This is a genomic window from Pantoea sp. K16, assembly GCF_048452805.1.
Taxonomy (GTDB): domain Bacteria; phylum Pseudomonadota; class Gammaproteobacteria; order Enterobacterales; family Enterobacteriaceae; genus Pantoea; species Pantoea agglomerans.
Genome location: NZ_JBLWNV010000012.1, coordinates 120,244 through 142,589, shown reverse-complemented (window position 1 = coordinate 142,589; position 22,346 = coordinate 120,244). Strand labels below are relative to the sequence as shown.

General features: G+C 54.9%; 25 protein-coding genes. 15 read left to right on the top strand and 10 right to left on the bottom strand.

What is annotated here, in order from left to right; all coding sequences use genetic code 11:
- Positions 1-50 precede the first annotated feature (50 nt).
- The 9 genes from livH to ugpQ all read left to right on the top strand — a co-directional run bounded on the left by livH (position 51) and on the right by ugpQ (position 9,078).
- Positions 51-977 (top strand): high-affinity branched-chain amino acid ABC transporter permease LivH, encoded by a 927-nt coding sequence (livH, locus tag ACK13D_RS16755; protein WP_009087789.1) that lies wholly within the window; start codon positions 51-53, stop codon positions 975-977.
- Positions 974-2,245 (top strand): high-affinity branched-chain amino acid ABC transporter permease LivM, encoded by a 1,272-nt coding sequence (locus ACK13D_RS16750; protein WP_010253305.1) that lies wholly within the window; start codon positions 974-976, stop codon positions 2,243-2,245. Before livH ends, ACK13D_RS16750 begins: the two co-directional genes overlap by 4 nt.
- The gene (gene livG / locus ACK13D_RS16745) at positions 2,242-3,009 is read left to right on the top strand and encodes a high-affinity branched-chain amino acid ABC transporter ATP-binding protein LivG (RefSeq protein ID WP_022624012.1); all 768 of its coding nucleotides are present in this window, start codon (positions 2,242-2,244) and stop codon (positions 3,007-3,009) included. The genes ACK13D_RS16750 and livG overlap by 4 nt, the downstream gene beginning before the upstream one ends.
- 1 nt (position 3,010) lies before the next feature.
- Complete coding sequence (livF, locus tag ACK13D_RS16740) at positions 3,011-3,724, top strand: high-affinity branched-chain amino acid ABC transporter ATP-binding protein LivF (protein WP_052270767.1); 714 nt, start codon at positions 3,011-3,013, stop codon at positions 3,722-3,724.
- A gap of 438 nt (positions 3,725-4,162) precedes the next feature.
- Positions 4,163-5,479 carry a sn-glycerol-3-phosphate ABC transporter substrate-binding protein UgpB gene (ugpB, locus tag ACK13D_RS16735; protein ID WP_010253297.1) on the top strand — a complete coding sequence of 439 codons (1,317 nt, stop codon included), beginning with the start codon at positions 4,163-4,165 and terminating at the stop codon, positions 5,477-5,479.
- Between the two features lie 54 nt (positions 5,480-5,533).
- Complete coding sequence (gene ugpA, locus ACK13D_RS16730; protein ID WP_010253295.1) at positions 5,534-6,421, top strand: sn-glycerol-3-phosphate ABC transporter permease UgpA; 888 nt, start codon at positions 5,534-5,536, stop codon at positions 6,419-6,421.
- Positions 6,418-7,263: a sn-glycerol-3-phosphate ABC transporter permease UgpE gene (gene ugpE / locus ACK13D_RS16725; protein ID WP_010671530.1), complete on the top strand. Its 846-nt coding sequence runs from the start codon at positions 6,418-6,420 to the stop codon at positions 7,261-7,263. Before ugpA ends, ugpE begins: the two co-directional genes overlap by 4 nt.
- Position 7,264: 1 nt before the next feature.
- Positions 7,265-8,338, top strand: a complete 1,074-nt coding sequence (locus ACK13D_RS16720; protein ID WP_010253289.1) for a sn-glycerol-3-phosphate import ATP-binding protein UgpC — start codon at positions 7,265-7,267, stop codon at positions 8,336-8,338.
- Complete coding sequence (gene ugpQ, locus ACK13D_RS16715) at positions 8,335-9,078, top strand: glycerophosphodiester phosphodiesterase (RefSeq protein WP_115387097.1); 744 nt, start codon at positions 8,335-8,337, stop codon at positions 9,076-9,078. The genes ACK13D_RS16720 and ugpQ overlap by 4 nt, the downstream gene beginning before the upstream one ends.
- On the opposite strand, the gene ACK13D_RS16710 is transcribed toward ugpQ, so the two are convergent.
- Positions 9,075-9,362: a DUF2756 domain-containing protein gene (locus ACK13D_RS16710; protein ID WP_022624015.1), complete on the bottom strand. Its 288-nt coding sequence runs from the start codon at positions 9,360-9,362 to the stop codon at positions 9,075-9,077. The genes ugpQ and ACK13D_RS16710 overlap by 4 nt on opposite strands.
- Before the next feature lie 206 nt (positions 9,363-9,568).
- Here ACK13D_RS16710 and ggt point away from each other — a divergent pair, with 206 nt between their 5' ends.
- A complete protein-coding gene (ggt, locus tag ACK13D_RS16705) occupies positions 9,569-11,320 on the top strand; it encodes a gamma-glutamyltransferase (RefSeq protein WP_418796903.1) in 1,752 nt (583 codons plus the stop codon).
- A gap of 251 nt (positions 11,321-11,571) precedes the next feature.
- Here ggt and ACK13D_RS16700 read toward each other — a convergent pair whose 3' ends face one another.
- Positions 11,572-12,066: a GNAT family N-acetyltransferase gene (locus tag ACK13D_RS16700; RefSeq protein WP_033768045.1), complete on the bottom strand. Its 495-nt coding sequence runs from the start codon at positions 12,064-12,066 to the stop codon at positions 11,572-11,574.
- A 349-nt stretch (positions 12,067-12,415) separates the two neighbouring features.
- On the opposite strand from ACK13D_RS16700, the gene ACK13D_RS16695 reads away from it, so the two are divergent.
- The 4 genes from ACK13D_RS16695 (at position 12,416) to gntU (ending at position 16,229) form a co-directional block, all read left to right on the top strand.
- Positions 12,416-13,111: a pirin family protein gene (locus ACK13D_RS16695; protein ID WP_010671535.1), complete on the top strand. Its 696-nt coding sequence runs from the start codon at positions 12,416-12,418 to the stop codon at positions 13,109-13,111.
- Positions 13,112-13,213: 102 nt separating this feature from the next.
- Positions 13,214-14,209, top strand: a complete 996-nt coding sequence (gene gntR, locus ACK13D_RS16690) for a gluconate operon transcriptional repressor GntR (RefSeq protein ID WP_010253274.1) — start codon at positions 13,214-13,216, stop codon at positions 14,207-14,209.
- A gap of 140 nt (positions 14,210-14,349) precedes the next feature.
- Positions 14,350-14,886 (top strand): gluconokinase, encoded by a 537-nt coding sequence (gene gntK, locus ACK13D_RS16685; RefSeq protein WP_086906596.1) that lies wholly within the window; start codon positions 14,350-14,352, stop codon positions 14,884-14,886.
- A gap of 2 nt (positions 14,887-14,888) precedes the next feature.
- The gene (gene gntU / locus ACK13D_RS16680; RefSeq protein ID WP_010671538.1) at positions 14,889-16,229 is read left to right on the top strand and encodes a gluconate transporter; all 1,341 of its coding nucleotides are present in this window, start codon (positions 14,889-14,891) and stop codon (positions 16,227-16,229) included.
- Positions 16,230-16,242: 13 nt separating this feature from the next.
- Here the strand turns inward: gntU and ACK13D_RS16675 are convergent, their stop codons facing one another.
- The 4 genes from ACK13D_RS16675 to ACK13D_RS16660 form a co-directional block, all read right to left on the bottom strand.
- Positions 16,243-16,572: a DUF805 domain-containing protein gene (locus ACK13D_RS16675; RefSeq protein WP_010671539.1), complete on the bottom strand. Its 330-nt coding sequence runs from the start codon at positions 16,570-16,572 to the stop codon at positions 16,243-16,245.
- On the bottom strand, positions 16,569-16,994 hold the full coding sequence (locus tag ACK13D_RS16670; RefSeq protein WP_033768048.1) for a hypothetical protein: 426 nt from the start codon (positions 16,992-16,994) through the stop codon (positions 16,569-16,571). The genes ACK13D_RS16675 and ACK13D_RS16670 overlap by 4 nt, the downstream gene beginning before the upstream one ends.
- The gene (locus tag ACK13D_RS16665) at positions 16,991-17,470 is read right to left on the bottom strand and encodes a hypothetical protein (RefSeq protein ID WP_235528067.1); all 480 of its coding nucleotides are present in this window, start codon (positions 17,468-17,470) and stop codon (positions 16,991-16,993) included. Before ACK13D_RS16665 ends, ACK13D_RS16670 begins: the two co-directional genes overlap by 4 nt.
- Positions 17,471-17,699: 229 nt before the next feature.
- On the bottom strand, positions 17,700-18,293 hold the full coding sequence (locus ACK13D_RS16660; RefSeq protein ID WP_003853054.1) for a YhgN family NAAT transporter: 594 nt from the start codon (positions 18,291-18,293) through the stop codon (positions 17,700-17,702).
- Between the two features lie 217 nt (positions 18,294-18,510).
- Here ACK13D_RS16660 and asd point away from each other — a divergent pair, with 217 nt between their 5' ends.
- Complete coding sequence (gene asd, locus ACK13D_RS16655) at positions 18,511-19,620, top strand: aspartate-semialdehyde dehydrogenase (protein ID WP_010671542.1); 1,110 nt, start codon at positions 18,511-18,513, stop codon at positions 19,618-19,620.
- A gap of 492 nt (positions 19,621-20,112) precedes the next feature.
- On the opposite strand, the gene ACK13D_RS16650 is transcribed toward asd, so the two are convergent.
- The 4 genes from ACK13D_RS16650 to ACK13D_RS16635 form a co-directional block, all read right to left on the bottom strand.
- Entirely contained in the window at positions 20,113-20,274 is a 162-nt protein-coding gene (locus tag ACK13D_RS16650; RefSeq protein ID WP_418796900.1) for a hypothetical protein, read from the bottom strand.
- A gap of 392 nt (positions 20,275-20,666) precedes the next feature.
- The gene (locus ACK13D_RS16645) at positions 20,667-21,152 is read right to left on the bottom strand and encodes an Hcp family type VI secretion system effector (protein ID WP_010253261.1); all 486 of its coding nucleotides are present in this window, start codon (positions 21,150-21,152) and stop codon (positions 20,667-20,669) included.
- A 7-nt stretch (positions 21,153-21,159) separates the two neighbouring features.
- Complete coding sequence (locus ACK13D_RS16640; protein WP_010253258.1) at positions 21,160-21,420, bottom strand: hypothetical protein; 261 nt, start codon at positions 21,418-21,420, stop codon at positions 21,160-21,162.
- Positions 21,401-21,910: a DUF2778 domain-containing protein gene (locus tag ACK13D_RS16635; protein WP_010253255.1), complete on the bottom strand. Its 510-nt coding sequence runs from the start codon at positions 21,908-21,910 to the stop codon at positions 21,401-21,403. Before ACK13D_RS16635 ends, ACK13D_RS16640 begins: the two co-directional genes overlap by 20 nt.
- Positions 21,911-22,346 lie beyond the last annotated feature (436 nt).

The window sequence follows — 22,346 nt, the reverse complement described above, 5'->3', positions numbered from 1 at the left end:
GCGTTTTTTGTACCCCGATCGCCCATGATCGGTTAAGTAAGGGTCAAGGTATGTCCGAGCAGTTTCTCTATTTTATTCAGCAGATGTTTAACGGTGTGACCCTGGGCAGCACCTACGCGCTGATCGCCATCGGTTACACCATGGTTTACGGCATTATCGGCATGATCAACTTCGCCCACGGCGAGGTCTACATGATCGGTAGCTATGTCTCCTTTATCGTGATTGCCGCCCTGATGATGATGGGCATCGACACCACCTGGCTGATGATTGCGGCCGGCTTTGTGATGGCGGTAATTATCTCCAGCGCCTACGGCTGGAGCATTGAGCGCGTCGCCTACCGGCCTGTGCGCTCGTCCAAGCGCCTGATTGCGCTGATCTCCGCCATCGGGATGTCGATATTCCTGCAAAACTACGTCAGCCTGACGCAGGGTTCACGTGACCTGGCGCTGCCGAGTCTGATTACCGGACAGTGGACGGTAGGCGAGAGCAACGGCTTTGCCGCTACCATCTCCACCATGCAGATAGTGATCTGGGTGGTGACGTTCCTGGCGATGCTGGCGCTGACCACCTTTATCCGCTATTCACGCATGGGCCGCGCCTGCCGCGCCTGCGCAGAAGACCTGAAAATGGCCAGCCTGCTGGGGATAAACACGGACCGCGTGATCTCGCTGACCTTTGTTATCGGTGCCGCGATGGCCGCGGTGGCGGGCGTATTGCTGGGACAGTTCTACGGTTCAATCAACCCCTTCATCGGCTTTATGGCAGGCATGAAGGCGTTCACCGCCGCCGTGCTGGGCGGGATTGGCAGTATTCCGGGCGCGATGATTGGCGGCCTGGTGCTGGGCATCGCCGAGGCGCTGACCTCGGCCTATCTCAGTACGGAATATAAAGATGTGGTCTCGTTTGCCCTGCTGATTGTGGTGCTGCTGGTAATGCCGACCGGGATTCTGGGCCGCCCGGAGGTCGAAAAAGTATGAAGACTTCCTTTATCAATGCCCTGATCTCCTCGGTGATGCTGCTGGTACTCGCCACCTTCTTTATGGGGCTGCGCCTGAATCTGGACGGCACTAATCTGGTGGTGCAGAACGCCGGTAGCGTGCGCTGGAACTGGATCGCCACAGGCTGTGCGGTGGTGTTTCTGTTTCAGCTGCTGCGTCCGGTATGGCAAAGCGGCCTGAAGAAAATTTCCGGTCCGGCGCTGGTGTTACCGGGTCTGGATGGCTCGACGCCGAAGCAGAAACTGGTGATGGCGGTGCTGATTATCGCCGCCGTTGCCTGGCCATTCCTGGTGTCACGCGGCACCGTCGATATCGCCACCATGACGCTGATCTACGTGATGCTCGGTCTGGGCTTAAACGTGGTGGTCGGCCTCTCTGGCCTGCTGGTGCTGGGTTATGGCGGCTTTTACGCCATCGGTGCCTACACCTTTGCGCTGCTGAACCACTATTACGGTCTCGGCTTCTGGCAGTGCCTGCCGCTCTCCGGCATAGTTGCCGCGCTGTTTGGTCTGTTGCTGGGCTTCCCGGTGCTGCGACTGCGCGGCGACTATCTGGCGATAGTGACGCTGGGCTTCGGTGAGATCGTGCGTATTCTGCTGCTGAACAATACCGCCCTGACCGGCGGGCCGAACGGCATCAGCCAGATCCCGAAACCGACGCTGTTTGGTCTGGAGTTTGGCCGTACGCCGCGGGAAGGCGGCTGGGATACCTTCCATAACTTCTTTGGTCTGAAGTACGATCCCAGCGACCGCATTATCTTCCTCTACCTGGTGGCGCTGCTGCTGGTGGTGCTGACGCTGTTTGTGATCAACCGGCTGCTGCGGATGCCGCTGGGCCGAGCCTGGGAAGCCCTGCGTGAGGATGAGATTGCCTGTCGTTCACTGGGCCTCAGCCCGACCCGCATCAAGCTGACCGCCTTTACCATCAGTGCCGCGTTTGCCGGTTTTGCCGGCAGCCTGTTCGCGGCACGTCAGGGCTTTGTCAGCCCGGAATCCTTTACCTTTGTCGAATCCGCCTTTGTGCTGGCGATTGTGGTGCTGGGCGGGATGGGTTCGCAGTTTGCGGTGATTCTGGCCGCCATTCTGCTGGTGGTGTCACGCGAGCTGATGCGCGATCTCAATGAGTACAGCATGCTGGTGCTGGGTGGCCTGATGGTGCTGATGATGATCTGGCGTCCGCAGGGCCTGTTGCCGATGAAGCGTCCGCATCTGAAGCTCAGAACCGGTAAACAAGGAGAGCAGGCATGATTCAGCCTTTATTAGCCGTTGAAGGCCTGATGATGCGCTTCGGCGGTCTGTTAGCCGTGAACAATGTGGCGCTGGAGCTGCGTCCGCAGGAGATCGTTTCGCTGATTGGCCCCAATGGTGCCGGTAAAACCACCGTGTTCAACTGCCTGACCGGCTTTTACAAGCCAACCGGCGGGACGATCACATTGCGTGAGCAGCATCTGGAAGGGTTGCCGGGCCAGAAGATTGCGCGGATGGGCATCGTGCGGACGTTCCAGCACGTGCGTCTGTTCCGTGAGATGACGGTCATTGAGAACCTGCTGGTGGCGCAGCATCAGCATCTGAAAAGCGGCGTATTTTCCGGTCTGCTGAAAACCCCGGCGTTTCGCCGCAGTGAGAACGAGGCGCTGGATCGTGCGGCGACCTGGCTGGAGCGGGTGGGGCTGCTGGATCTGGCTAACCGTCAGGCAGGCAATCTGGCCTATGGTCAGCAGCGTCGACTGGAGATTGCGCGCTGTATGGTGACGCGCCCGGAAATTCTGATGCTGGATGAACCGGCGGCGGGCCTTAATCCCAAAGAGACGCACGAGCTGGACGCGCTGATTGCGGAGCTGCGTGGCGAACACAAGGTGTCGGTGCTGCTGATTGAACATGATATGAAGCTGGTGATGGGGATTTCTGACCGTATTTATGTGGTCAATCAGGGAACGCCGCTGGCTAACGGAACGCCGGAAGAGATTCGTAATAACCCGGATGTCATTCGTGCCTATTTAGGAGAGGCCTGAGATGGCAAATGCGATGTTAACCATTGAGAGCGTCAGCGCTCATTACGGCAAAATTCAGGCGCTGCACAACGTCAGCCTCTATATCAATCAGGGCGAAATCGTCACCCTGATTGGCGCTAACGGTGCCGGGAAAACCACGCTGCTGGGTACGCTGTGCGGCGAGCCGCGCGCGACGCAGGGCACCATTACCTTTGATGGCAAAACCATCACCGACTGGCAAACCTCGCGCATTATGCGTGAAGCGATCGCCATCGTGCCGGAAGGCCGACGGGTTTTTTCGCGCATGACGGTGGAAGAGAACCTGGCGATGGGAGGCTTTTTTGCCAGCCGTCCGGACTACCTGACGCGGATCAAGCGCGTTTATGAACTCTTCCCGCGTCTGGAGGAGCGTAAAATCCAGCGCGCCGGGACGATGTCGGGCGGCGAACAGCAGATGCTGGCGATTGGCCGTGCGCTGATGAGCCAGCCGCGCCTGCTGTTGCTGGATGAGCCGTCGCTGGGACTGGCACCGATCATTATTCAGCAGATCTTCGACACCATTGAGCAGCTGCGCAGCGAGGGAATGACGATTTTCCTGGTGGAGCAGAATGCGAATCAGGCGCTGAAGCTGGCGGATAGGGGCTATGTGCTGGAGAACGGGCATGTGGTGCTCGAAGACACAGGTGCAGCACTTCTTTCCAACGAAGCCGTCCGCAGCGCGTACCTCGGAGCTTAACATTCAGAGGCCTGGCTTACTGGTCAGGTTGCGGTTGGGCAGTGCTCGCCATCCTCACGTACTACGTGTACGCTCCGGTGGCTGCGCGCTGTCCGCCCGCAACCTGCCTGCGCCGCCGACGGCCTTCAAAATGGGTGTGTGATGCGGCGCAGACGGCCTTGAGTGTCGGTGTTAGAGGGGCCGCCATCGCCTTTTGCATTTGGTGAGGTAGAATCCGCTGCGGGCTTTTTTACTGCCCAACCGCTCTGCAAATTATGTAACCAAAACCTGGCAGCAGTGACGCGTTACCGCTGCGCTGCCAGCCTCCTCTTTTGCGCATACCGGTCTGTCACCCGGCTGTCATCTTTCTGTTATTAATCCTTCATTCCCCCGTGTCATGTTACTTCGCGAAACAGAAATCCGTGATTTCACGCGTATTTACCTGCACAGGAAAATTCTATGTCCGTCGTTACCTTTCGTCGTAGCCTGATGAGCGTGCTGCTCGGTCTGACGCTCAGCAGCCATGCCATGGCCGCCACTGAGATCCCTTTCTGGCACTCTATGGAAGGCGAGCTAGGCAAAGAAGTGGATTCGCTGGCACAGCGTTTTAACCAGACGCATCCCGATTACAAAATTGTTCCGACCTACAAAGGTAACTACGAGCAGAGCCTGGCAGCAGGAATTGCGGCAGTGCGCAGCGGCAAAGCCCCTGCGGTGCTGCAGGTTTATGAAGTCGGTACGGCGACCATGATGGCCTCGCAGGCGATTGTGCCGGTGCATCAGGTCTTCAAAGACGCCGGTATCCCCTTTGATGAAAAGCAGTTCGTGCCAACGGTGGCGGGCTACTACAGCGACAGCAAAGGTCAGCTGATCTCTCAGCCGTTCAACAGCTCGACGCCAGTGCTCTACTACAACAAAGACGCCTTTAAAAAAGCGGGTCTGAACCCGGATCAGCCACCGAAAACCTGGCAGGAGCTGGCGACGGATGCCGCCGCACTGCGCAAATCGGGCATGAGCTGTGGCTACGCCAGCGGCTGGCAGGGCTGGATCCAGATTGAAAACTTCAGTGCCTGGCACGCTCTGCCGGTAGCGACCAAAAACAACGGGTTTGACGGACTTGATGCGGTGCTGGAGTTCAACAAGCCGGTACTGGTTCGTCATATCGAGCTGCTGGAAGCGATGAACAAGAAAGGGGACTTCACCTACTTTGGCCGCAAAGATGAGTCCACCGCCAAGTTCTACAACGGCGACTGCGGTATCACTACCGCCTCATCCGGTTCGCTGGCTGATATCCGTCATTACGCCAAATTCAACTTCGGCGTTGGCATGATGCCGTATGACGAGACCGTGCCGAATGCGCCGCAGAACGCCCTGATCGGCGGTGCCAGCCTGTGGGTGATGAAAGGCAAAGATGCGACAACCTACAAAGGCGTGGCCGAGTTTATGCAGTTCCTCGCTAAACCAGAAATCGCAGCGGAATGGCACCAGAAAACGGGTTATCTGCCGATTACCACCGCCGCCTACGAGCTGACTAAACAGCAGGGCTTCTACGATAAGAATCCGGGTGCGGATATCGCCACCCGTCAGATGATGAACAAGCCGCCACTGCCGTTCACCAAAGGCATGCGTCTGGGCAATATGCCGCAGATTCGTACCGTGATCGACGAAGAGCTGGAAAGCGTCTGGACCGGCAAGCAGTCGCCGCAGAACGCGATGGATAACGCAGTGAAACGCGGTAACGAGTTGCTGCGCCGCTTCCAGCAGCAGGTGAAGTAATCTCTCCTTGCGGGCCAGCTCAGGCTGGCCCCTCTCTCTGACGCCAGGTACACCATGTCTTCATCTCGTCCGGTCTTTCGCACCAGTCTGTTGCCCTATCTTCTGGTGCTGCCGCAACTGCTGATTACCGCCATCTTCTTTCTCTGGCCTGCCGGTGAAGCGCTGTGGTACTCGCTGCAAAGCCTCGATCCCTTTGGCATCTCCAGCAGCTTTGTCGGGCTGGAAAACTTCAGACGCCTGTTTGCCGATCCTTACTATCTGGATTCGTTCTGGACCACCATAAAATTCAGCGGCATGGTCACGGTGTTCGGCATGGTCTTTTCGCTGCTGCTGGCGGCGCTGGTGGATTATGTGGTGCGGCTGCGCCGTCTCTATCAGACGCTGTTGCTGCTGCCCTACGCCGTTGCGCCTGTCGTGGCCGCGGTACTGTGGATGTTCCTGTTTAATCCGGGCCTGGGCCTGTTCAGCTATCTGCTGAACCACATCGGCTACAACTGGAACTATGCGCAAAACAGCGGTCAGGCGATGTTCCTGATTGTGCTGGCATCGATCTGGCAGCAGATGAGCTACAACTTCCTGTTCTTCTTCGCTGCGCTGCAATCGATCCCCAAATCGCTGGTGGAAGCCGCCGCCATTGACGGTGCCGGACCGGTGCGTCGCTTCTTCAACCTCTCGCTGCCGCTGATTACGCCGGTCAGCTTCTTCCTGCTGGTGGTGAATCTGATCTACGCCTTCTTCGATACCTTCCCGGTGATCGATGCCGCCACCGGCGGCGGGCCGGTACAGGCGACCACCACGCTGATCTACAAAATCTATCGCGAAGGCTTTACCGGTCTGGATCTCTCCTCGTCCGCTGCGCAGTCGGTGGTGCTGATGCTGCTGGTCATCGGGCTGACGGTGCTCCAGTTCCGCTTTGTTGAACGTAAGGTGCAATACCAATGATTGAGAATCGACGCGGGCTGGATCTCTTCAGCCACATCGTGCTGGTGCTGGGCGTGCTCACCATCCTGTTTCCGCTCTACGTCGCCTTTGTGGCGGCGACGCTGGATAACGAAGCGGTCTATCAGGTGCCGATGACGCTGGTGCCCGGCACGCACCTGTGGGAGAACATCTCGCGCATCTGGACGCATGGCGTCAACGGCAACGGGCCGGCGTTTGGCCTGATGCTGCTCAACAGCATGATCATGGCGCTGGGCATCACCTTCGGCAAAATCACGGTGTCGATGCTGTCGGCGTTTGCGCTGGTCTGGTTCCGTTTTCCGCTGCGTACGCTCTTTTTCTGGCTGATCTTCATCACCCTGATGCTGCCGGTTGAAGTGCGTATCTTCCCGACGGTACAGGTGATCGCCGATCTCAACCTGCTCGACAGCTACAGCGGATTAACCCTGCCGCTGATGGCCTCAGCAACCGCCACCTTCCTGTTCCGCCAGTTCTTTATGTCGCTGCCGGATGAGCTGGTGGAGGCGGCACGCATCGATGGTGCCAGCGCGATGCGCTTCTTTATCGACATTGTTCTGCCGCTGTCGAAAACCAATCTGGCGGCGCTGTTTGTGATCACCTTTATCTACGGCTGGAACCAGTATCTCTGGCCGCTACTGATCATCAACGACGCCAGCCTCGGCACGGCGGTGGCGGGGATTAAAAGCATGATCTCCTCCAGCGGATCGCCGACCCAGTGGAATGAAGTGATGGCGGCAATGTTATTAACCCTGATCCCACCATTGGTGGTGGTGTTAGTCATGCAGCGTGCCTTTGTGCGCGGTCTGGTTGAGAGTGAGAAATAAGATGGCAGGCGTAACCCTTCAGGCAGTAACCAAATCCTACGATGGCAAAAATCAGATCATTCAGCCGCTGAATGTCACCATCAATGACGGCGAATTTATGGTGATGGTCGGGCCATCCGGCTGCGGTAAATCGACCCTGCTGCGCATGGTGGCCGGACTGGAGCGCGTCAGCTCCGGCGATATCTATATCGACGACCGGCGCGTTACTCAGGAAGAGCCAAAAGATCGCGGGATTGCAATGGTGTTCCAGAACTACGCGCTCTATCCCCATATGTCGGTGGAGGAGAACATGGCCTATGGCCTGAAAATCCGTGGTATGGGCAAAGAGCAGGTCCGCCAGCGGGTGCTCGACGCGGCGCGCAGTCTGGAACTGGATCATCTGCTGATGCGTCGGCCTCGCGAACTCTCCGGCGGACAGCGCCAGCGCGTGGCGATGGGCCGCGCGATCGTGCGTGAACCGGCAGTTTTTCTGTTTGATGAGCCGCTCTCCAACCTTGATGCCCGTCTGCGGGTGCAGATGCGGTTGGAACTGCAGCAGCTGCATCGCCGCTTACAGACTACCAGCCTCTATGTCACCCACGATCAGGTGGAGGCGATGACGCTGGCGCAGCGGGTGATGGTGATGAACAAAGGGGTGGTCGAGCAGCTCGGCACGCCGGTCGAGGTGTATGAGCGTCCCGCCAGCCAGTTCGTTGCCTCGTTTATTGGCGCGCCCGCCATGAATCTGCTGAAAGGGCAGTTCAGCAGCGATGGATCACGCTTTGACCTCGACGCCTCGCACGCTCTGCCGCTCAGCGACAGTAAAGCGAAATGGGCTAACCGGCCGGTGGTGCTGGGTATCCGGCCAGAGCACATCCGGCTCAGTAGCCGCGAGCAGGGCGGCGTGCCGCTGCGGGTCGATACGCTGGAGATGCTGGGGGCTGATAATCTGGCACATGGCCGCATCGGTGACACGCCACTGGTGGTACGCTTAGCCCACAGTGAACGTCCGCAGCCAGGCAGTACGCTGTGGCTGCATCTGCCGTCAGATGCGTTACACTTCTTCGATTCAACCCATGGAAAGCGTCTGGAATGAGCACACAACACTGGCCCTATCCCCGCATCGTCGCCCATCGCGGCGGCGGTAAACTGGCACCGGAAAATACGCTGGCGGCGATCGACACCGGCGCGAAATATGGTCATCAGATGATTGAATTTGATGCCAAATTATCGGCCGATGCGCAGATCTTCCTGCTGCATGACGACACGCTCGATCGCACCAGCAACGGCTGGGGCGTGGCGGGTCAGCTGCCGTGGGAGAAGCTGTCGCAGCTTGATGCGGGCAGCTGGTTTGGCAACGCGTTTACCGGTGAAAAGCTGGCGCGGCTGGATCAGGTGGCGGCACGCTGCCGTCAGCATCAGATGATGGCGAACATCGAAATCAAACCGACCACCGGCAGCGATGCTGAAACCGGACGCGCCGTGGCACAGGCTGCCGCGATACTGTGGCAGGATCAGGTCGCACCGTTGCTCTCTTCGTTCTCTTTTGAGGCGCTGGAAGCCGCGATGAAGGCAGAGCCGCAGTTGCCGCGTGGCCTGCTGTCGCACAGCTGGGATCCGCAGTGGCAGGAGAAAACGGCTGCGCTGGCGTGCGTCTCAATTCATCTTAATCATAAGGTGCTGACCGCAGAGCGGGTCGCCGAACTGAAAGCCGCAGGCCTGAAGATTCTGGTTTATACCGTGAACAGCCCGGATCGGGCGCGGGAATTGCTGAAATGGGGCGTCGATGCCATCTGTACTGATGCCATCGACATCATCGGCCCCGATTTTCATTAGTTCTGGTTTAGATTCTGATTCTGCTGGCCCGGCTGCGTGGTAATCACCCGCTGCTGGGCGCTGTTCCGCTGTTCCTGCATTTTACGCTGCGTGTCCTGCGTCTGACGCTGCTGATCCTGGCGCAGCTTCAGCTGTTGCTGCTGCTGCTGGGTCTGCATCTGCGACTGCATCCGCTGCTGGCTGGGGTTATAGCCAGGTTTATTCGGATCGTTAGTGCTGTTCAGCGTGTTCGCCTGACTGGCGAAAGGCAGCAGAGCGGCCAGAATAATCATCCACTTTTTCATCACTCCTCCTTCCTTAAAGCGACAGGGTTTTGGGTGCACAACGGCGTACACCGATATCAGGGTCGTAGCCATAAGTTTACCCGATATCACAGACCTTACTTTCCGATCTATTCCTGATTTGACTTAACCCCGGTTATTTTGCTGTATTTGTAGGCACTTGCAGAAATGATAAAAAAATGTAAATAACAATATGGGATGGTGGCAGGATGAAAATGCAGCAAACAGTGCGTCAGCTTAGCTGGTCGCTGGTGATGAGTTTCACCGTCGTGGCAGGCGCTAACGCCGCGCCAACGCAGGCTCCTCCGGTCTCCTACGGTGTGGACAGTGACACTTTTCACCCGGTAAAAGCGCAGCACGGCATGGTAGCGTCAGTGGATGCGATGGCGACGCAGGTTGGCGTCGAGATCCTGCGTCAGGGCGGCAATGCGGTGGATGCCGCGGTGGCGGTAGGCTTTGCGCTGGCCGTGACCCATCCGCAGGCGGGCAACCTCGGCGGCGGCGGTTTTATGCTGCTGCGCACTGCCTCTGGCCGCGCCACGGCTGTCGATTTCCGTGAGATGGCCCCGGGACACGCGTCGCGTGACATGTTCCTGGATAAGCAGGGCAACGCCGACAGCAAGCTGTCGCTGACATCACATCTCGCCTCCGGCACGCCGGGCACCGTGGCCGGACTGGCGCTGGCTGCGCAGAAATATGGCACTCTGCCGCTGAGCACGCTGCTGGCCCCGGCGATCAAACTGGCGCGTGACGGTATTCCGGTCAACGACGCGCTGGCGGACGATCTGAAAACTTACGGCAAAGAAGTGCTGATCACCCATCCCAACAGCAAAGCGATCTTCTACAAACCGGACGGTACGCCGTGGCAGAAGGGCGATAGGCTGGTGCAGAAAAACCTCGCTCATAGCCTGCAACTGATTGCCCGTCAGGGGCCGGATGCTTTTTATAAAGGTGAAATCGCGGATGAGATCGCCGGAGAGATGGCGCAGCATGGCGGCCTGATCAACAAAGCTGACCTGGCGGCCTATCGTGCGGTCGAGCGTAAGCCAATTAGTGGGACATACCGTGGCTATGAAGTCTTCTCAATGCCGCCGCCGTCATCCGGTGGCATCCACATCGTGCAGATTCTGAATATCCTGGAGAACTTCGATCTGGCGAAGATGGGCTTTGGCAGTGCTGATGCCATGCAGGTGACGGCGGAAGCGGAGAAATATGCCTACGCGGACCGCTCGGAATATCTCGGCGATCCCGATTTCGTGAAAGTGCCGTGGCAGGCGCTGACCAGTAAAGCCTATGCCAAGACCCTGGCGCAGCAGATCGATGTGGCGAAGGCGCGGCCCTCCAGCGAGATCAAACCGGGCAAGCTCGAACCTTATGAAAGCAATCAGACTACCCATTTCTCGGTGGTGGATAAGCAGGGGAATGCGGTCGCGGTGACTTACACGCTTAACACCTATTTCGGCAGCGGAATTGTGGCGGGCAACAGCGGCATCCTGATGAATAACGAGATGGATGACTTCTCAGCCAAGCCCGGCACGCCCAATGTCTATGGACTGGTCGGCGGGGAAGCGAATGCGGTGCAACCGGCGAAACGTCCGTTGTCATCGATGTCGCCGACCATCGTCGCCAAAGAGGGCAAAACATGGCTGGTGACCGGCAGTCCTGGCGGCAGCCGCATTATCACCACGGTGTTGCAGATGGTGGTTAACAGCATCGATTTCGGGATGAACGTGGCGGAAGCCACCAATGCGCCGCGCTTCCATCATCAGTGGCTGCCGGATCAGCTGCGGGTGGAGAAGGGCTTCAGTCCCGATACGCTGCGTCTGCTGGAAACCAAAGGTCAGCATGTGAAGGTACTGCCGTCGATGGGCAGTACGCAGAGCATCATGATCGGGCCGGATGGCATGCTCTATGGCGCTTCCGATCCGCGCAGCATCGATGATTTGAGTGCGGGTTATTGAGATTTAAAACTGCTGACAAACTCAAACCCGGGTGAATCTGACAGCAATAAATAAGCTTAACGCGCAGGGAACTGGGTCAGAATAGGAAAGCGTCCCGCGCCAGGACGGCGCGGGCCGAGCATGTCATGGATGACGGCTTTTGCGTCTTTCCGATCTGACCCTGTTTCCTGCGCAGGCGCTAGCTGACAGCGAACCTTGTCAGTGTTTATCAGCAGAAAGGGCGCCTTCGGTGCTCTTTCTGCTTCCACACGTCAGGCTTTAACCCGCGCCATATAATGCGCGTCGATCAGTTCACCGTGCCGCATTGCGAAGCCTTTAGCCGTTCCCTCAATCTCAAAACCGAAACGCTGATAAAGGGCGATAGCCGGGCCATTATCGACGAATACTGTCAGTTCCATTCGGCTCACCTGTAGCCAGTTGTCGCACAACGCGACCATTTCACGCATGAGTGCGGTTCCGACGCCACGCTGACGATAGCGTTCATCCACGCCCATACCCAGTGAGGCGACATGACGGCGTCTGGCGCGCTCTTCCACATGCAGCGCACACTGACCGACGACGACATCATCGATACAGGCCACCAGCAGATGCGCATGGGGCTGAGGCGTCGCGAGACGGGTATGCCACATCTGGAGTGATGAGTGGGGCAAATGGAGTGTGCTGGCCTGGGTATCTGGCTGACCGTAGATCCTGTGCAGCGCAGCAGCATCTTCAGGCGTGACGTGGCGGACAACTATTTCACTCATGGTTTCTCCTTTAGCCCATTAAAACCCTTTAAACATCAAGGTATTCACCGCGTTAATCAGGGTAAAAAATGTGAAAATGACTTTACAGACGCGAATGATAATGATTATTATTGTCATGCGTTCTCGGGAGGTCGCCCGACAGCCTGAGAAAGCACGACATTGCTCACATTGCTTCCAGTATTATTTAGCCAGCTTATCCGCTGGCTTTTTTTTTGCCTGCCCTTCTTCAGTGCTTTTCAGCCACTGCTCAATGCTCATTCAACTATTTTGAACAGAGACGTGAAGTTTTTCAGCTATCAATCAGACCGCCTCAGGGACAGACTATAAAAAACATTGAGGAGATTTGAACATGATTTATGTACGCAAAGCTGAAGAACGCGGTCACGCAAACCATGGCTGGCTGGATAGCTGGCACACTTTCTCTTTCGCCAGCTATCACGATGCGAACTTTATGGGTTTCTCCGCGCTGCGGGTCATCAACGAAGATGTGATTGATGGCGGTCAGGGATTTGGTACCCATCCTCACAAAGATATGGAAATCCTGACCTACGTGCTCTCCGGTACGGTTGAGCATCAGGACAGCATGGGCAACAAAGAGCAGATCCCGGCAGGGGAGTTCCAGATTATGAGCGCCGGAACCGGCGTACGTCACTCTGAGTACAACGCCAGCGAAAGCGAGCCGCTGCACCTTTATCAGATCTGGATCATTCCTGAGCGTACCGGTATCGAGCCACGTTACGATCAGCGCCGCTTCCCGGATGTGCAGGGGCGTCAGCTGGTGTTAAGCCCGGATGCCCGTGAAGGATCGCTGAAAGTCTTTCAGGACATGACCTTATCGCGCTGGGTAATGGCTGCCGGCGAACAGGACAATGTCGCGATTGATGCGGGACGTCGTATCTGGATTCAGGTGGTGAAAGGTGATGTTACCGTTAACGGCAACGCGATCACCACCAGCGACGCCCTGGCGATCTGGGACGAAAGCGCGCTGACCATTGAAGCCAGCTCGGCTGCAGAAGTCCTGCTGTTTGATCTGCCACCGGTCTAAGCAGATAACGGGCGCGCATCGTCGCGCCCGGTTGGCAATTTTATGATAGAAAAGTGATAGACTCATCGTACTTTAGCTTTAAGGGCGATCCCAGGCGCTACGATGAAGAAGAAAAGACCGGTATTACAGGACGTTGCCGATCGCGTCGGCATTACTAAAATGACCGTCAGCCGTTACCTGCGTAATCCAGAGCAGGTCTCCGTTGCCCTGCGGGATAAGATTGCGGTGGCACTGGATGAGCTGGGTTATATCCCCAATCGCGCCCCCGATATGCTTTCTAACGCCACCAGCCGCGCCATTGGCGTACTGCTGCCGTCACTCACAAACCAGGTTTTTGCTGACGTATTGCGCGGCATCGAAGCCGTCACTGACGAAGCCAACTATCAGACGCTGGTCGCCCACTTTGGTTACAACCCGCAAAAAGAGGAGCTGCAACTGCGCTCGCTGCTGGGCTGGAACATTGATGGGGTTATCCTCACCGAACGCACCCATACACCAGGCACGCTGCGCATGCTGGAAGTGGCCGGTATCCCGGTGATTGAGGTGATGGACAGCGTCACGCCCTGCCTGGATATGGCGGTAGGCTTTGATAACGTTGAAGCGGCCCGGCAGATGACGCAGGCGATCCTCAGCAAAGGTCATCGTCATACCGTCTACCTCGGCGCACGCCTGGATGAACGTACGCTGCAGAAGCAGCGCGGTTACGAAATCGCGATGCGCGAAGCGGGGCTGACGCCACGCAGTGTGATGATGGAAGATGCCTCTTCATTCAGCGCTGGTTGTGATCTGCTGCGTGAGGCGCAGCGCCTTTACCCCGAAACAGATAGCCTGTTCTGTACCAATGACGATCTGGCGGTCGGCGCGATGTTTGAGTGCCAGCGCCAGGGATTGCAGGTGCCCTCTCAGATGGCGATAGCCGGTTTCCACGGCCATGACATTAGTCAGGTTGTCACGCCACAACTGGCGACAGTGCTGACGCCACGCGACCGCATGGGTCGTGAAGCTGCGGCGCTGCTGCTGGCGCGCATTGCCGGAGAAACCAGCACCTGCCAGCCGCTGGATGTCGGTTTTGAGATCAGTGAAGGTGGCAGCATCTGATTGTGGCGTTTTTATGAGTCAGCTCACACTTTCATGCATTTCCTGGTAAAAAGGTTGCCAGGCTGTTAAGCGGCCAGGAGAATGAGAAACGACATTGTTATCGGTAACATTGGCAAATTCTCACCTGCCGGAGCAGAAAAATGACAACGCAATCCCCGTCGCATCACGTTTTTATCCTGATGGGCGTTTCAGGCAGCGGAAAGTCTGCCGTCGCCAATCAGGTCTCTCACCAGCTGAATACAGCCTTTCTTGACGGTGATTTTCTCCACCCCCGCGCCAACATCCTGAAGATGGCCGATGGTCATCCGCTGGATGACAACGATCGCCAGCCGTGGTTACAGGCACTGAACGACGCCGCGTTTGCTATGCAGCGCACCCAGGCGATTTCCGTGATTGTCTGTTCAGCCCTGAAGAAAAGTTATCGCGACATCCTGCGTCAGGGAAATGACAACCTCCGTTTCGTCTACCTGAAGGGCGACTTCGACACCATCGAAGCCCGCCTGAAAGCGCGTAAAGGCCACTTCTTCAAGCCGCAGATGCTGGTGACGCAGTTTGCGACGCTGGAAGAGCCAGGGCGGGACGAGTCGGATGTACTGGTGGTGGATATCGCGCATTCACTGGACGATGTGGTGGCGGCTACGGTTGCGACTATCCAGGACGCTATCAGCCAGGGTTAGAGATGAATACCGCAACACTCGTTTTGACCGCAGCGGGCTCCGTCCTGCTGCTGCTTTTCCTGGTGATGAAGGCCCGTATGCACGCCTTCGTCGCATTGATGTTAGTGTCCATCGGTGCCGGGCTGTTCTCCGGCATGCCACTGAATCAAATCGCTGAAACCATGCAGAAGGGGATGGGCGGCACGCTCGGCTTCCTCGCGATTGTGGTCGCGCTGGGCGCGATGTTCGGCAAAATCCTGCATGAAACCGGCGCAGTTGATCAGATCGCCATCCGGATGCTGAAAACCTTTGGTCAGAGCCGTGCCCATTACGCGATGGGCATTGCCGGTCTGATCTGCGCGCTGCCGCTCTTTTTTGAGGTGGCAGTCGTGCTGTTGATCAGCATCGCTTTTGCGGTGGCACGGCGTACCGGCGGCAATCTGGTGAAGCTGGTGATCCCGCTGTTTGCTGGTGTGGCCGCAGCGGCGGCGTTTCTGCTGCCCGGACCGGCCCCGATGCTGCTGGCCTCGCAGATGCACGCAGACTTTGGCTGGATGATCCTGCTGGGTCTCTGTGCGGCGATCCCGGGCATGCTGATTGCCGGGCCACTGTTTGGCAACTTCATTGGCAACCACGTCTCGTTCAGCGCGCCGCCGGAAGATCATCAACCGGATGTCGATGAGAGCAAGCTGCCGTCGTTTGGCTTCAGCCTCTCACTGATTCTGTTTCCGCTGGTGCTGGTTGGCCTGAAAACCATCGGCGCACGCTTCACGACCGAAGGCACCACCCTGTATGAGTGGCTGGAATTTATCGGCCATCCTTTCACCGCAATCCTGCTGGCGCTGCTGGTGGCGATTTATGGCCTGGCTTACCGTCAGGGTATGGATAAAGAGCGGGTAATGCAGGTGTGTGGCAGCGCGCTGCAACCGGCCGGGATTATCCTGCTGGTGATTGGCGCGGGCGGCGTGTTTAAGCAGGTGCTGGTGGACTCCGGCGTGGGACCGGTGCTGGGCAATGCGCTGACCGGCGCAGGACTGCCGATTGCGCTGGCCTGCTTTATCCTGTCAGGTGCGGTGCGGGTGATTCAGGGATCGGCAACGGTCGCCTGTCTGACCACGGTGGGCTTAATCATGCCGGTGATTGAACCGCTGCACTACAGCGGCGCTCAGCTGGCGGCGCTGTCGATCTGCATCGGCGGTGGCTCAATCATTATCAGCCATGTGAACGATGCCGGGTTCTGGCTGTTTGGTCGCTTCACCGGGGCCAGCGAAGCGGAAACGCTAAAGACCTGGACGCTGATGGAAACCATTCTCGGCACTACCGGGGCTATCGTAGGTATGATTGCTTTCGAACTGCTTTCCTGACTAACCCGACGGGCTATCGGTCCGTCAGGTTTTTTTCCCGAGAGCGGGGGAAGAGTAAAAAAGGGAACAGCAGATAAGGCGCCACTACCAAAAGGACAATGACGCCGCGTGAATAGCCAGAGTCATTTATTCTCCTCACCCCACAGGAAAAAACAGGCAAAATAAACAGCAGCAGCGCGATTAAGCCTATTTCATGTTGTGGCCCGGTAAACCATTGCAGATAACTGCAGAACCAGACCAGCTGAAACAGCAGGAAAATAAAATAGCTCGTCCTTCCTTCGCGCCCCTCATAGTTAAACGTACGCAGCAGACAGCTTTTGATAATCTGCAGCAGCCTGTTCATGCCCATTTTCTTCTTATCACTGCAAAAACAACCAGCGTAATGGCGGCGGCAAGTAAGTAAACCCAGGCAAAATCAGTGACGTCAACATGGATCAGCTGCACGTCATTCAACGCCGCTTTCCGGCCCGAGACGGATAATACGGTCAGGCCAGCCAAGCAGAGTATATTTGCCAGAAAGAATAGTGCCTGAAAGGCTGTTTCTTTAGCCGCAGACAGGAAGGCAATTTTTCTGAAACCCCACCAGGCTACCAGATAAACCAGCAGCCAGAGCAACGCGCAGAGTAGCGGGGCAACCAGATAACTGCGCATATCGGTGATCACTCCTGAATGGCCGCCGTTGGCATACTGCAGCACTTCCTGAAGGGAGACGTAACCTGTTATCAGATAGAGCACGCCAAAAAATAGGGGCAATAATACCCTCATTGCATTTCCCTCCGGGTTTTCAGACGCTGCATCAGCTGCGGCAGCTCTTTTCCGGGGTCCACCATCACCAGCTGTTTACTTTTTGCATCGTATTTCGCGGCGGCGGTCGGGTCACCTTTACCACCCTCCGCCATCACAAAGCGGGCATCTGAACGGCCATAAAGGCTGACATGCGGAAAGGGATCGCTGCCAAAGGCCAGCACGTTGCGGCCAGGCAGGGTATATTCTCTGGTCAAAAAATCCGGGATTTTTTTTGAATCAACGCCTGAAAAAGGCGTAGTGACAAAGCGGGAACCTGCATAGTCGAGAGAAAAGCAGGTACTGTTATCGGCTGCATTTTTCTGCACCAAATCCGCGCCAAACAGGATTTTTAAACGCTGCCAAACCGTCGCGCTGTCGGGTTCGATCTTCTTGCCTTCCAGATAAACATCTTGCTTATGATAAAGTTGGTAAACCATTTTGTGAATCTGCACCATGGAGGCGCCAACACCGTGCCAGTTCGGCGCATCCCTGCTGTAAAGCCGCTCAACGAAAATAAAGACGCCTGTCCCGGCATAATTTTCGATACTGCCCGCCATAGATCTCTCCTTTTTTACAGCATTATATAAATAATATTGTTCATTTCAATGCCGTAACATTGTGATAAACAGGCTGGATTAATGCGGCTGCCTGCCAGCCTGTCAGGGCAAAAGGACAAAGGTGCGCTTATAACTTCAGATAAGCCCGAATGCCGTCCAGGAACATCTGAGTTGCCAGCATAATCAGTATTAATCCCATCAGCCGCTCCAGCGCATTCACGCCTTTATCGCCCAGCAGCCGCAGGAACAGACCTGACATCAGCAGAATACCCACCGTCACGCCCCAGGCGATCAGCAGCGCGCCGACCAGGTGCGACATCTGATGCGGATATTGATGCGACAGCAGCATCAGCGTCGCCAGCAGCGATGGCCCGGCTACCAGTGGGATCGCCAGTGGCACCAGGAAGGGCTCTTCACCCGCCGGTAAACCAGAACTGCTGCTTTCCGCCGACGGGAAAATCATCTTAATGGCGATAAGAAACAGGATGATCCCGCCGGAAATCGACACCGTTTCAGTGCGCAGATTCAAAAACGCCAGGATGCGTTCACCGGTAAACAGGAACAGCAGCATGATGATCAGGGCAATCAACATTTCACGGATCAGCACCACTCGCCGCCGTTTCGGCTCCAGATGCTTTAAAACCGACATAAAAATCGGCAGATTGCCCAGCGGATCCATAATTAACAACAATAATATTGTCGCTGAAATCATTTCAGTCATCGGTTTTACGCCATGTTGTTCACGAAAAAGCGGAGTTATTAGTTACGCTGCTGAAAAAGTTAGCGTAATCGAATTAATTCACTTGCTACCCGGCCTGCATTTTGTAGAGTGAAGGGACACAGGTAAATCTTATTATTACGCAGAGCGGCGTGAAAATAGCACGCCGCTCTCTCCTCTGAAATGAAAAGCAGGTGTAACTGCCTTAGACGGACACGACATGAAGAATGTAGGTTTTGTTGGTTGGCGCGGTATGGTCGGCTCCGTGCTGATGTCCCGCATGAGTGAAGAGCGTGATTTTGATGCAATCAATCCGGTCTTCTTCTCGACGTCGCAGCATGGTCAGGCGGCACCCGCATTTGCGGGCAAACAGCAGGGCACACTGCAGGATGCGTTTGATATTGAGGCGCTGCGGGCGCTGGATATCATTATTACCTGCCAGGGTGGCGACTACACCAGTGACGTCTATCCAAAGCTGCGCGCCAGCGGCTGGCAGGGATACTGGATTGATGCGGCCTCCACGTTGCGCATGAAAGATGATGCCATCATCATCCTCGATCCGGTCAACCATGCGGTGATTCGCCAGGGTATCGACAGTGGGATCAAAACCTTTGTCGGCGGTAACTGTACCGTCAGCCTTATGCTGATGTCGCTGGGCGGCCTGTTTGCTCAGGACTTGGTGGAGTGGGCTTCGGTTGCCACCTATCAGGCGGCCTCTGGCGGCGGCGCGCGCCACATGCGTGAACTGCTGACCCAGATGGGCATGCTGCACGATCACGTTGCGCCTGCGCTGCAGAACCCGGCCTCCGCCATCCTCGACATCGAGCGTAGCGTGACCGACTTCACCCGTTCCGGCACTCTGCCGACCGATAACTTCGGTGTGCCGCTGGCGGGCAGCCTGATCCCGTGGATCGACAAACAGCTGGAAAATGGTCAGAGCCGCGAAGAGTGGAAAGGCCAGGCTGAGACCAACAAGATCCTCGCCACCCGTAACGTCATTCCGGTGGATGGATTGTGCGTGCGCGTCGGGGCACTGCGCTGCCACAGCCAGGCCTTTACGCTGAAGCTGAAACGCGACCTGCCGCTGGCTGAAATTGAGCAGCTGCTGGCCTCTCACAATGAGTGGGTCAAAGTGGTGCCGAATGACCGCGAACTGACGATGCGTGAACTGACGCCTGCCGCTGTCACCGGTACGCTGACCACGCCGGTTGGCCGGTTGCGTAAACTGAATATGGGGCCGGAATATCTCTCCGCCTTCACGGTGGGCGACCAGCTGTTATGGGGCGCAGCCGAACCGCTACGTCGCATGCTGCGGTTGTTAACCAGCTAAACAGAAAACATCGCCAAAGGCCGGATTTATGATCAATGCCGATCAGATTAGGCAAAGATGATCGATTAACTGTCTGATAGCTATATGAAAGCCCGTAATCATTGTTGATGGTTACGGGCTTTTTGTTGTTAGTCCAGTCTATGGATAATTTTGACTTCAGCCAAAAAATTCTTTGCGTTTTATGGTGTGTTTTTTGAGCTTGATGGATGGCTTTGGGCAGAGACTTGCATCACAGCAATATGCACATTCTGTCGCTGCTCAATGGAGTACATAGTGTCTTAGAAATTGTGTTCGTCAGACTGAATCTGCAAACACTTTTCATTAAGGTCCTAACCGCCCAAAAATCATCATTTATCAGGCATGCGCAATGCAGGCTTTTTTAGACGCTAATGCATTTTAAATGACGGGATGGGAATGATGGTACGGTGGTCAATAAGGATGTAATACGGTGGTAAAAAAGAAAAAGCCCCGAGGGGCTTTTTCTATTCAGTATCACTTTTCTTTGAAGTGATGATTGTTTTTGCTTGGCGGAAATGGATCATCTTTTTTCACATGGCGATCATATGCAGTTCCTGCGTATGAATTGTCAGTATCTTGATACTGGCCATAAGTTCCAGTCTTAGGGCATGGTTGCCCTGACCAATGTTTTGCCATTGTTAATTTCCTTATTCACATAGACATCTTAATTGATGTCTTTTTTTTAATACGACTAACTTGTCTGGTTTTCAATCATGTTTTGCTAACTTTTACCGCTTCATTTTCGAAATGTGACAATGTTCAAAATTGAATGACTTATTCATTCTTTAGTATGTTAACCCTCTGTGCTTGCAGAGTTAATGACGTAAAAAAATAGTTGCGCCATTACATTCGGAAATGTTTAGAATGAAAGTAATGTATGCGAATCTCGTTCTGGAAGAAAATACCTGTACGATGATGCTGGTACGCCATTTTAGAGTTGTAGTAGTCAGTATAAATTCAGGCTATTATATTTTTATTCGTTTATTTACACATTCATGCCCTTCAGTGAAGCATTTCTATCCGATGTTCTATGCTCGTATATTCCAGTCATCGGTATACTGGACATTTCCATCAACATAACGCCATGTGATTTTGTCATACATCATGGATATTGATTCCATATGGTTGATTTGCGCATTACCGGACATTTTAGCGTTTGGCATGCCAGGATTCACGCCAGTGATCTTTACCCCCTCAATAGTCATGACAAAGTAACACTCTTCCTGCCCGGCATGATTGATTTTATACCAGCGGATTTCCGCACTTTGCAGCGTCTGGCCCGTAGCAACCGCCTTATAAAGATATGGACTGGAGCTATCAAACTCCTTTTCAATCATCATCGGTGAGTGTGAACGCTTGCCGGTTATCTTGCCGTTAGCACTATCTACAGGAATGTTCAGTCCATGACTGAAACCAACAATCTCAATGCTGCCATCACGATCCCATACATCAACAGAACCTTTAATATGAGCACCGCCATCATCTTTGAGCCACATGTAAGCAGGAATTGGCATCCTATTATCACCTTACTTTTCTGATCAACTTCATTGTTATGAAAAAAATTGCCGCAGTGATAACTATATTAGTGAGGAAACTCATATAGAAATACGTATCATCTATTGCCTCTGCGCCAATTTCACCGGAGCCATATAAAATATGGCCTAGCTTTAAAGCGAAATCATAATTAATCCAGTTATAAGGCTCACCCATAGCCCGACCAACGATAAGTAAAAGAAGAAGGAAGAAGGCTAATTTTCCTAATCTACGGGCAAGTGTCGCCATAAGTGATTACCTCAATGGTGCCATAGGCTTTTAAGTCTGTGCCAGGAACCGAGATTTTAGATGTTCTTAATAGAGCATTTCTCAGCATGTTGAAGTCTGATTGCCAGGCCAGCGTAATACAGCCCTCTGAAACCTGACCGGGATGAAGCCTGAAGCCTCCTCGCGTTACTCCTCGAAAAAAGGTGCTATCGTCGATCATCCCATCCACGCGGAAAAGGGCAAACCATTCTGAATGATCAACATGATATTTGAATGCACTTTTTATTTCGTCAATTGCCCATGCTCTGACGCTATTGACCCAACTACCAGAAGGTCTGTCGACTATGTAGTAGTGTCCGGCAGGTAATGGCCCTTTGTTTATTATCATCCCGCAGCCACCCTTATTACGGTAAATATCATTACCAGAAAACGCTAAAAAAGTGCCTAAGCCCGGAAAAATCAGAGGAGAGTAATCAGCATTGTTTATGACAAACTTTCCTTGTAAAGACATAGCAGTCCTTTACTTCTAAAATTTTTGAATTTACATGCTAATTCAAAGTAAAAAACAGATGTACGGCTATTTTGGGCAAAATTTAGGATCGTGAAGCAGATTCAATTCTCAACTTTTTTATGACTCAATCCATTTCATGTCAGAAACATACTGCTAACCATCGCTTTACAACACATTATCAGGTAGCTTTTCTCAATCGTCCTCTGCACCCAGCGATCCTGAACTCTGAGATTTGGCGGTGGCAGAGGCTCTGTTTCATTCCGGTGAAAAATGCAGCTTCATCAGTCGGGGCGCTCCAGGCAACATAAATGACCATAATCATCAGTTTATCCGGCCTTTTTTGTTTTTGTCGTACACGAAACAATCTACCGTTTCGCTTACTCAGTGATCAACTTCCCTTTTTTGCCGGTCGGTAAAGATTATTTTGCTTTAGTCC

Bases quoted from the DNA above. Each gene is read 5' to 3' on its own strand.
- livH (WP_009087789.1), top strand. From the start codon at position 51: ATGTCCGAGCAGTTTCTCTATTTTATTCAGCAGATGTTTAACGGTGTG.
- ACK13D_RS16750 (WP_010253305.1), top strand. From the start codon at position 974: ATGAAGACTTCCTTTATCAATGCCCTGATCTCCTCGGTGATGCTGCTG.
- livG (WP_022624012.1), top strand. From the start codon at position 2,242: ATGATTCAGCCTTTATTAGCCGTTGAAGGCCTGATGATGCGCTTCGGC.
- livF (WP_052270767.1), top strand. From the start codon at position 3,011: ATGGCAAATGCGATGTTAACCATTGAGAGCGTCAGCGCTCATTACGGC.
- ugpB (WP_010253297.1), top strand. From the start codon at position 4,163: ATGTCCGTCGTTACCTTTCGTCGTAGCCTGATGAGCGTGCTGCTCGGT.
- ugpA (WP_010253295.1), top strand. From the start codon at position 5,534: ATGTCTTCATCTCGTCCGGTCTTTCGCACCAGTCTGTTGCCCTATCTT.
- ugpE (WP_010671530.1), top strand. From the start codon at position 6,418: ATGATTGAGAATCGACGCGGGCTGGATCTCTTCAGCCACATCGTGCTG.
- ACK13D_RS16720 (WP_010253289.1), top strand. From the start codon at position 7,265: ATGGCAGGCGTAACCCTTCAGGCAGTAACCAAATCCTACGATGGCAAA.
- ugpQ (WP_115387097.1), top strand. From the start codon at position 8,335: ATGAGCACACAACACTGGCCCTATCCCCGCATCGTCGCCCATCGCGGC.
- ACK13D_RS16710 (WP_022624015.1), bottom strand. From the start codon at position 9,362: ATGAAAAAGTGGATGATTATTCTGGCCGCTCTGCTGCCTTTCGCCAGT.
- ggt (WP_418796903.1), top strand. From the start codon at position 9,569: ATGAAAATGCAGCAAACAGTGCGTCAGCTTAGCTGGTCGCTGGTGATG.
- ACK13D_RS16700 (WP_033768045.1), bottom strand. From the start codon at position 12,066: ATGAGTGAAATAGTTGTCCGCCACGTCACGCCTGAAGATGCTGCTGCG.
- ACK13D_RS16695 (WP_010671535.1), top strand. From the start codon at position 12,416: ATGATTTATGTACGCAAAGCTGAAGAACGCGGTCACGCAAACCATGGC.
- gntR (WP_010253274.1), top strand. From the start codon at position 13,214: ATGAAGAAGAAAAGACCGGTATTACAGGACGTTGCCGATCGCGTCGGC.
- gntK (WP_086906596.1), top strand. From the start codon at position 14,350: ATGACAACGCAATCCCCGTCGCATCACGTTTTTATCCTGATGGGCGTT.
- gntU (WP_010671538.1), top strand. From the start codon at position 14,889: ATGAATACCGCAACACTCGTTTTGACCGCAGCGGGCTCCGTCCTGCTG.
- ACK13D_RS16675 (WP_010671539.1), bottom strand. From the start codon at position 16,572: ATGAACAGGCTGCTGCAGATTATCAAAAGCTGTCTGCTGCGTACGTTT.
- ACK13D_RS16670 (WP_033768048.1), bottom strand. From the start codon at position 16,994: ATGAGGGTATTATTGCCCCTATTTTTTGGCGTGCTCTATCTGATAACA.
- ACK13D_RS16665 (WP_235528067.1), bottom strand. From the start codon at position 17,470: ATGGTGCAGATTCACAAAATGGTTTACCAACTTTATCATAAGCAAGAT.
- ACK13D_RS16660 (WP_003853054.1), bottom strand. From the start codon at position 18,293: ATGACTGAAATGATTTCAGCGACAATATTATTGTTGTTAATTATGGAT.
- asd (WP_010671542.1), top strand. From the start codon at position 18,511: ATGAAGAATGTAGGTTTTGTTGGTTGGCGCGGTATGGTCGGCTCCGTG.
- ACK13D_RS16650 (WP_418796900.1), bottom strand. From the start codon at position 20,274: ATGGCAAAACATTGGTCAGGGCAACCATGCCCTAAGACTGGAACTTAT.
- ACK13D_RS16645 (WP_010253261.1), bottom strand. From the start codon at position 21,152: ATGCCAATTCCTGCTTACATGTGGCTCAAAGATGATGGCGGTGCTCAT.
- ACK13D_RS16640 (WP_010253258.1), bottom strand. From the start codon at position 21,420: ATGGCGACACTTGCCCGTAGATTAGGAAAATTAGCCTTCTTCCTTCTT.
- ACK13D_RS16635 (WP_010253255.1), bottom strand. From the start codon at position 21,910: ATGTCTTTACAAGGAAAGTTTGTCATAAACAATGCTGATTACTCTCCT.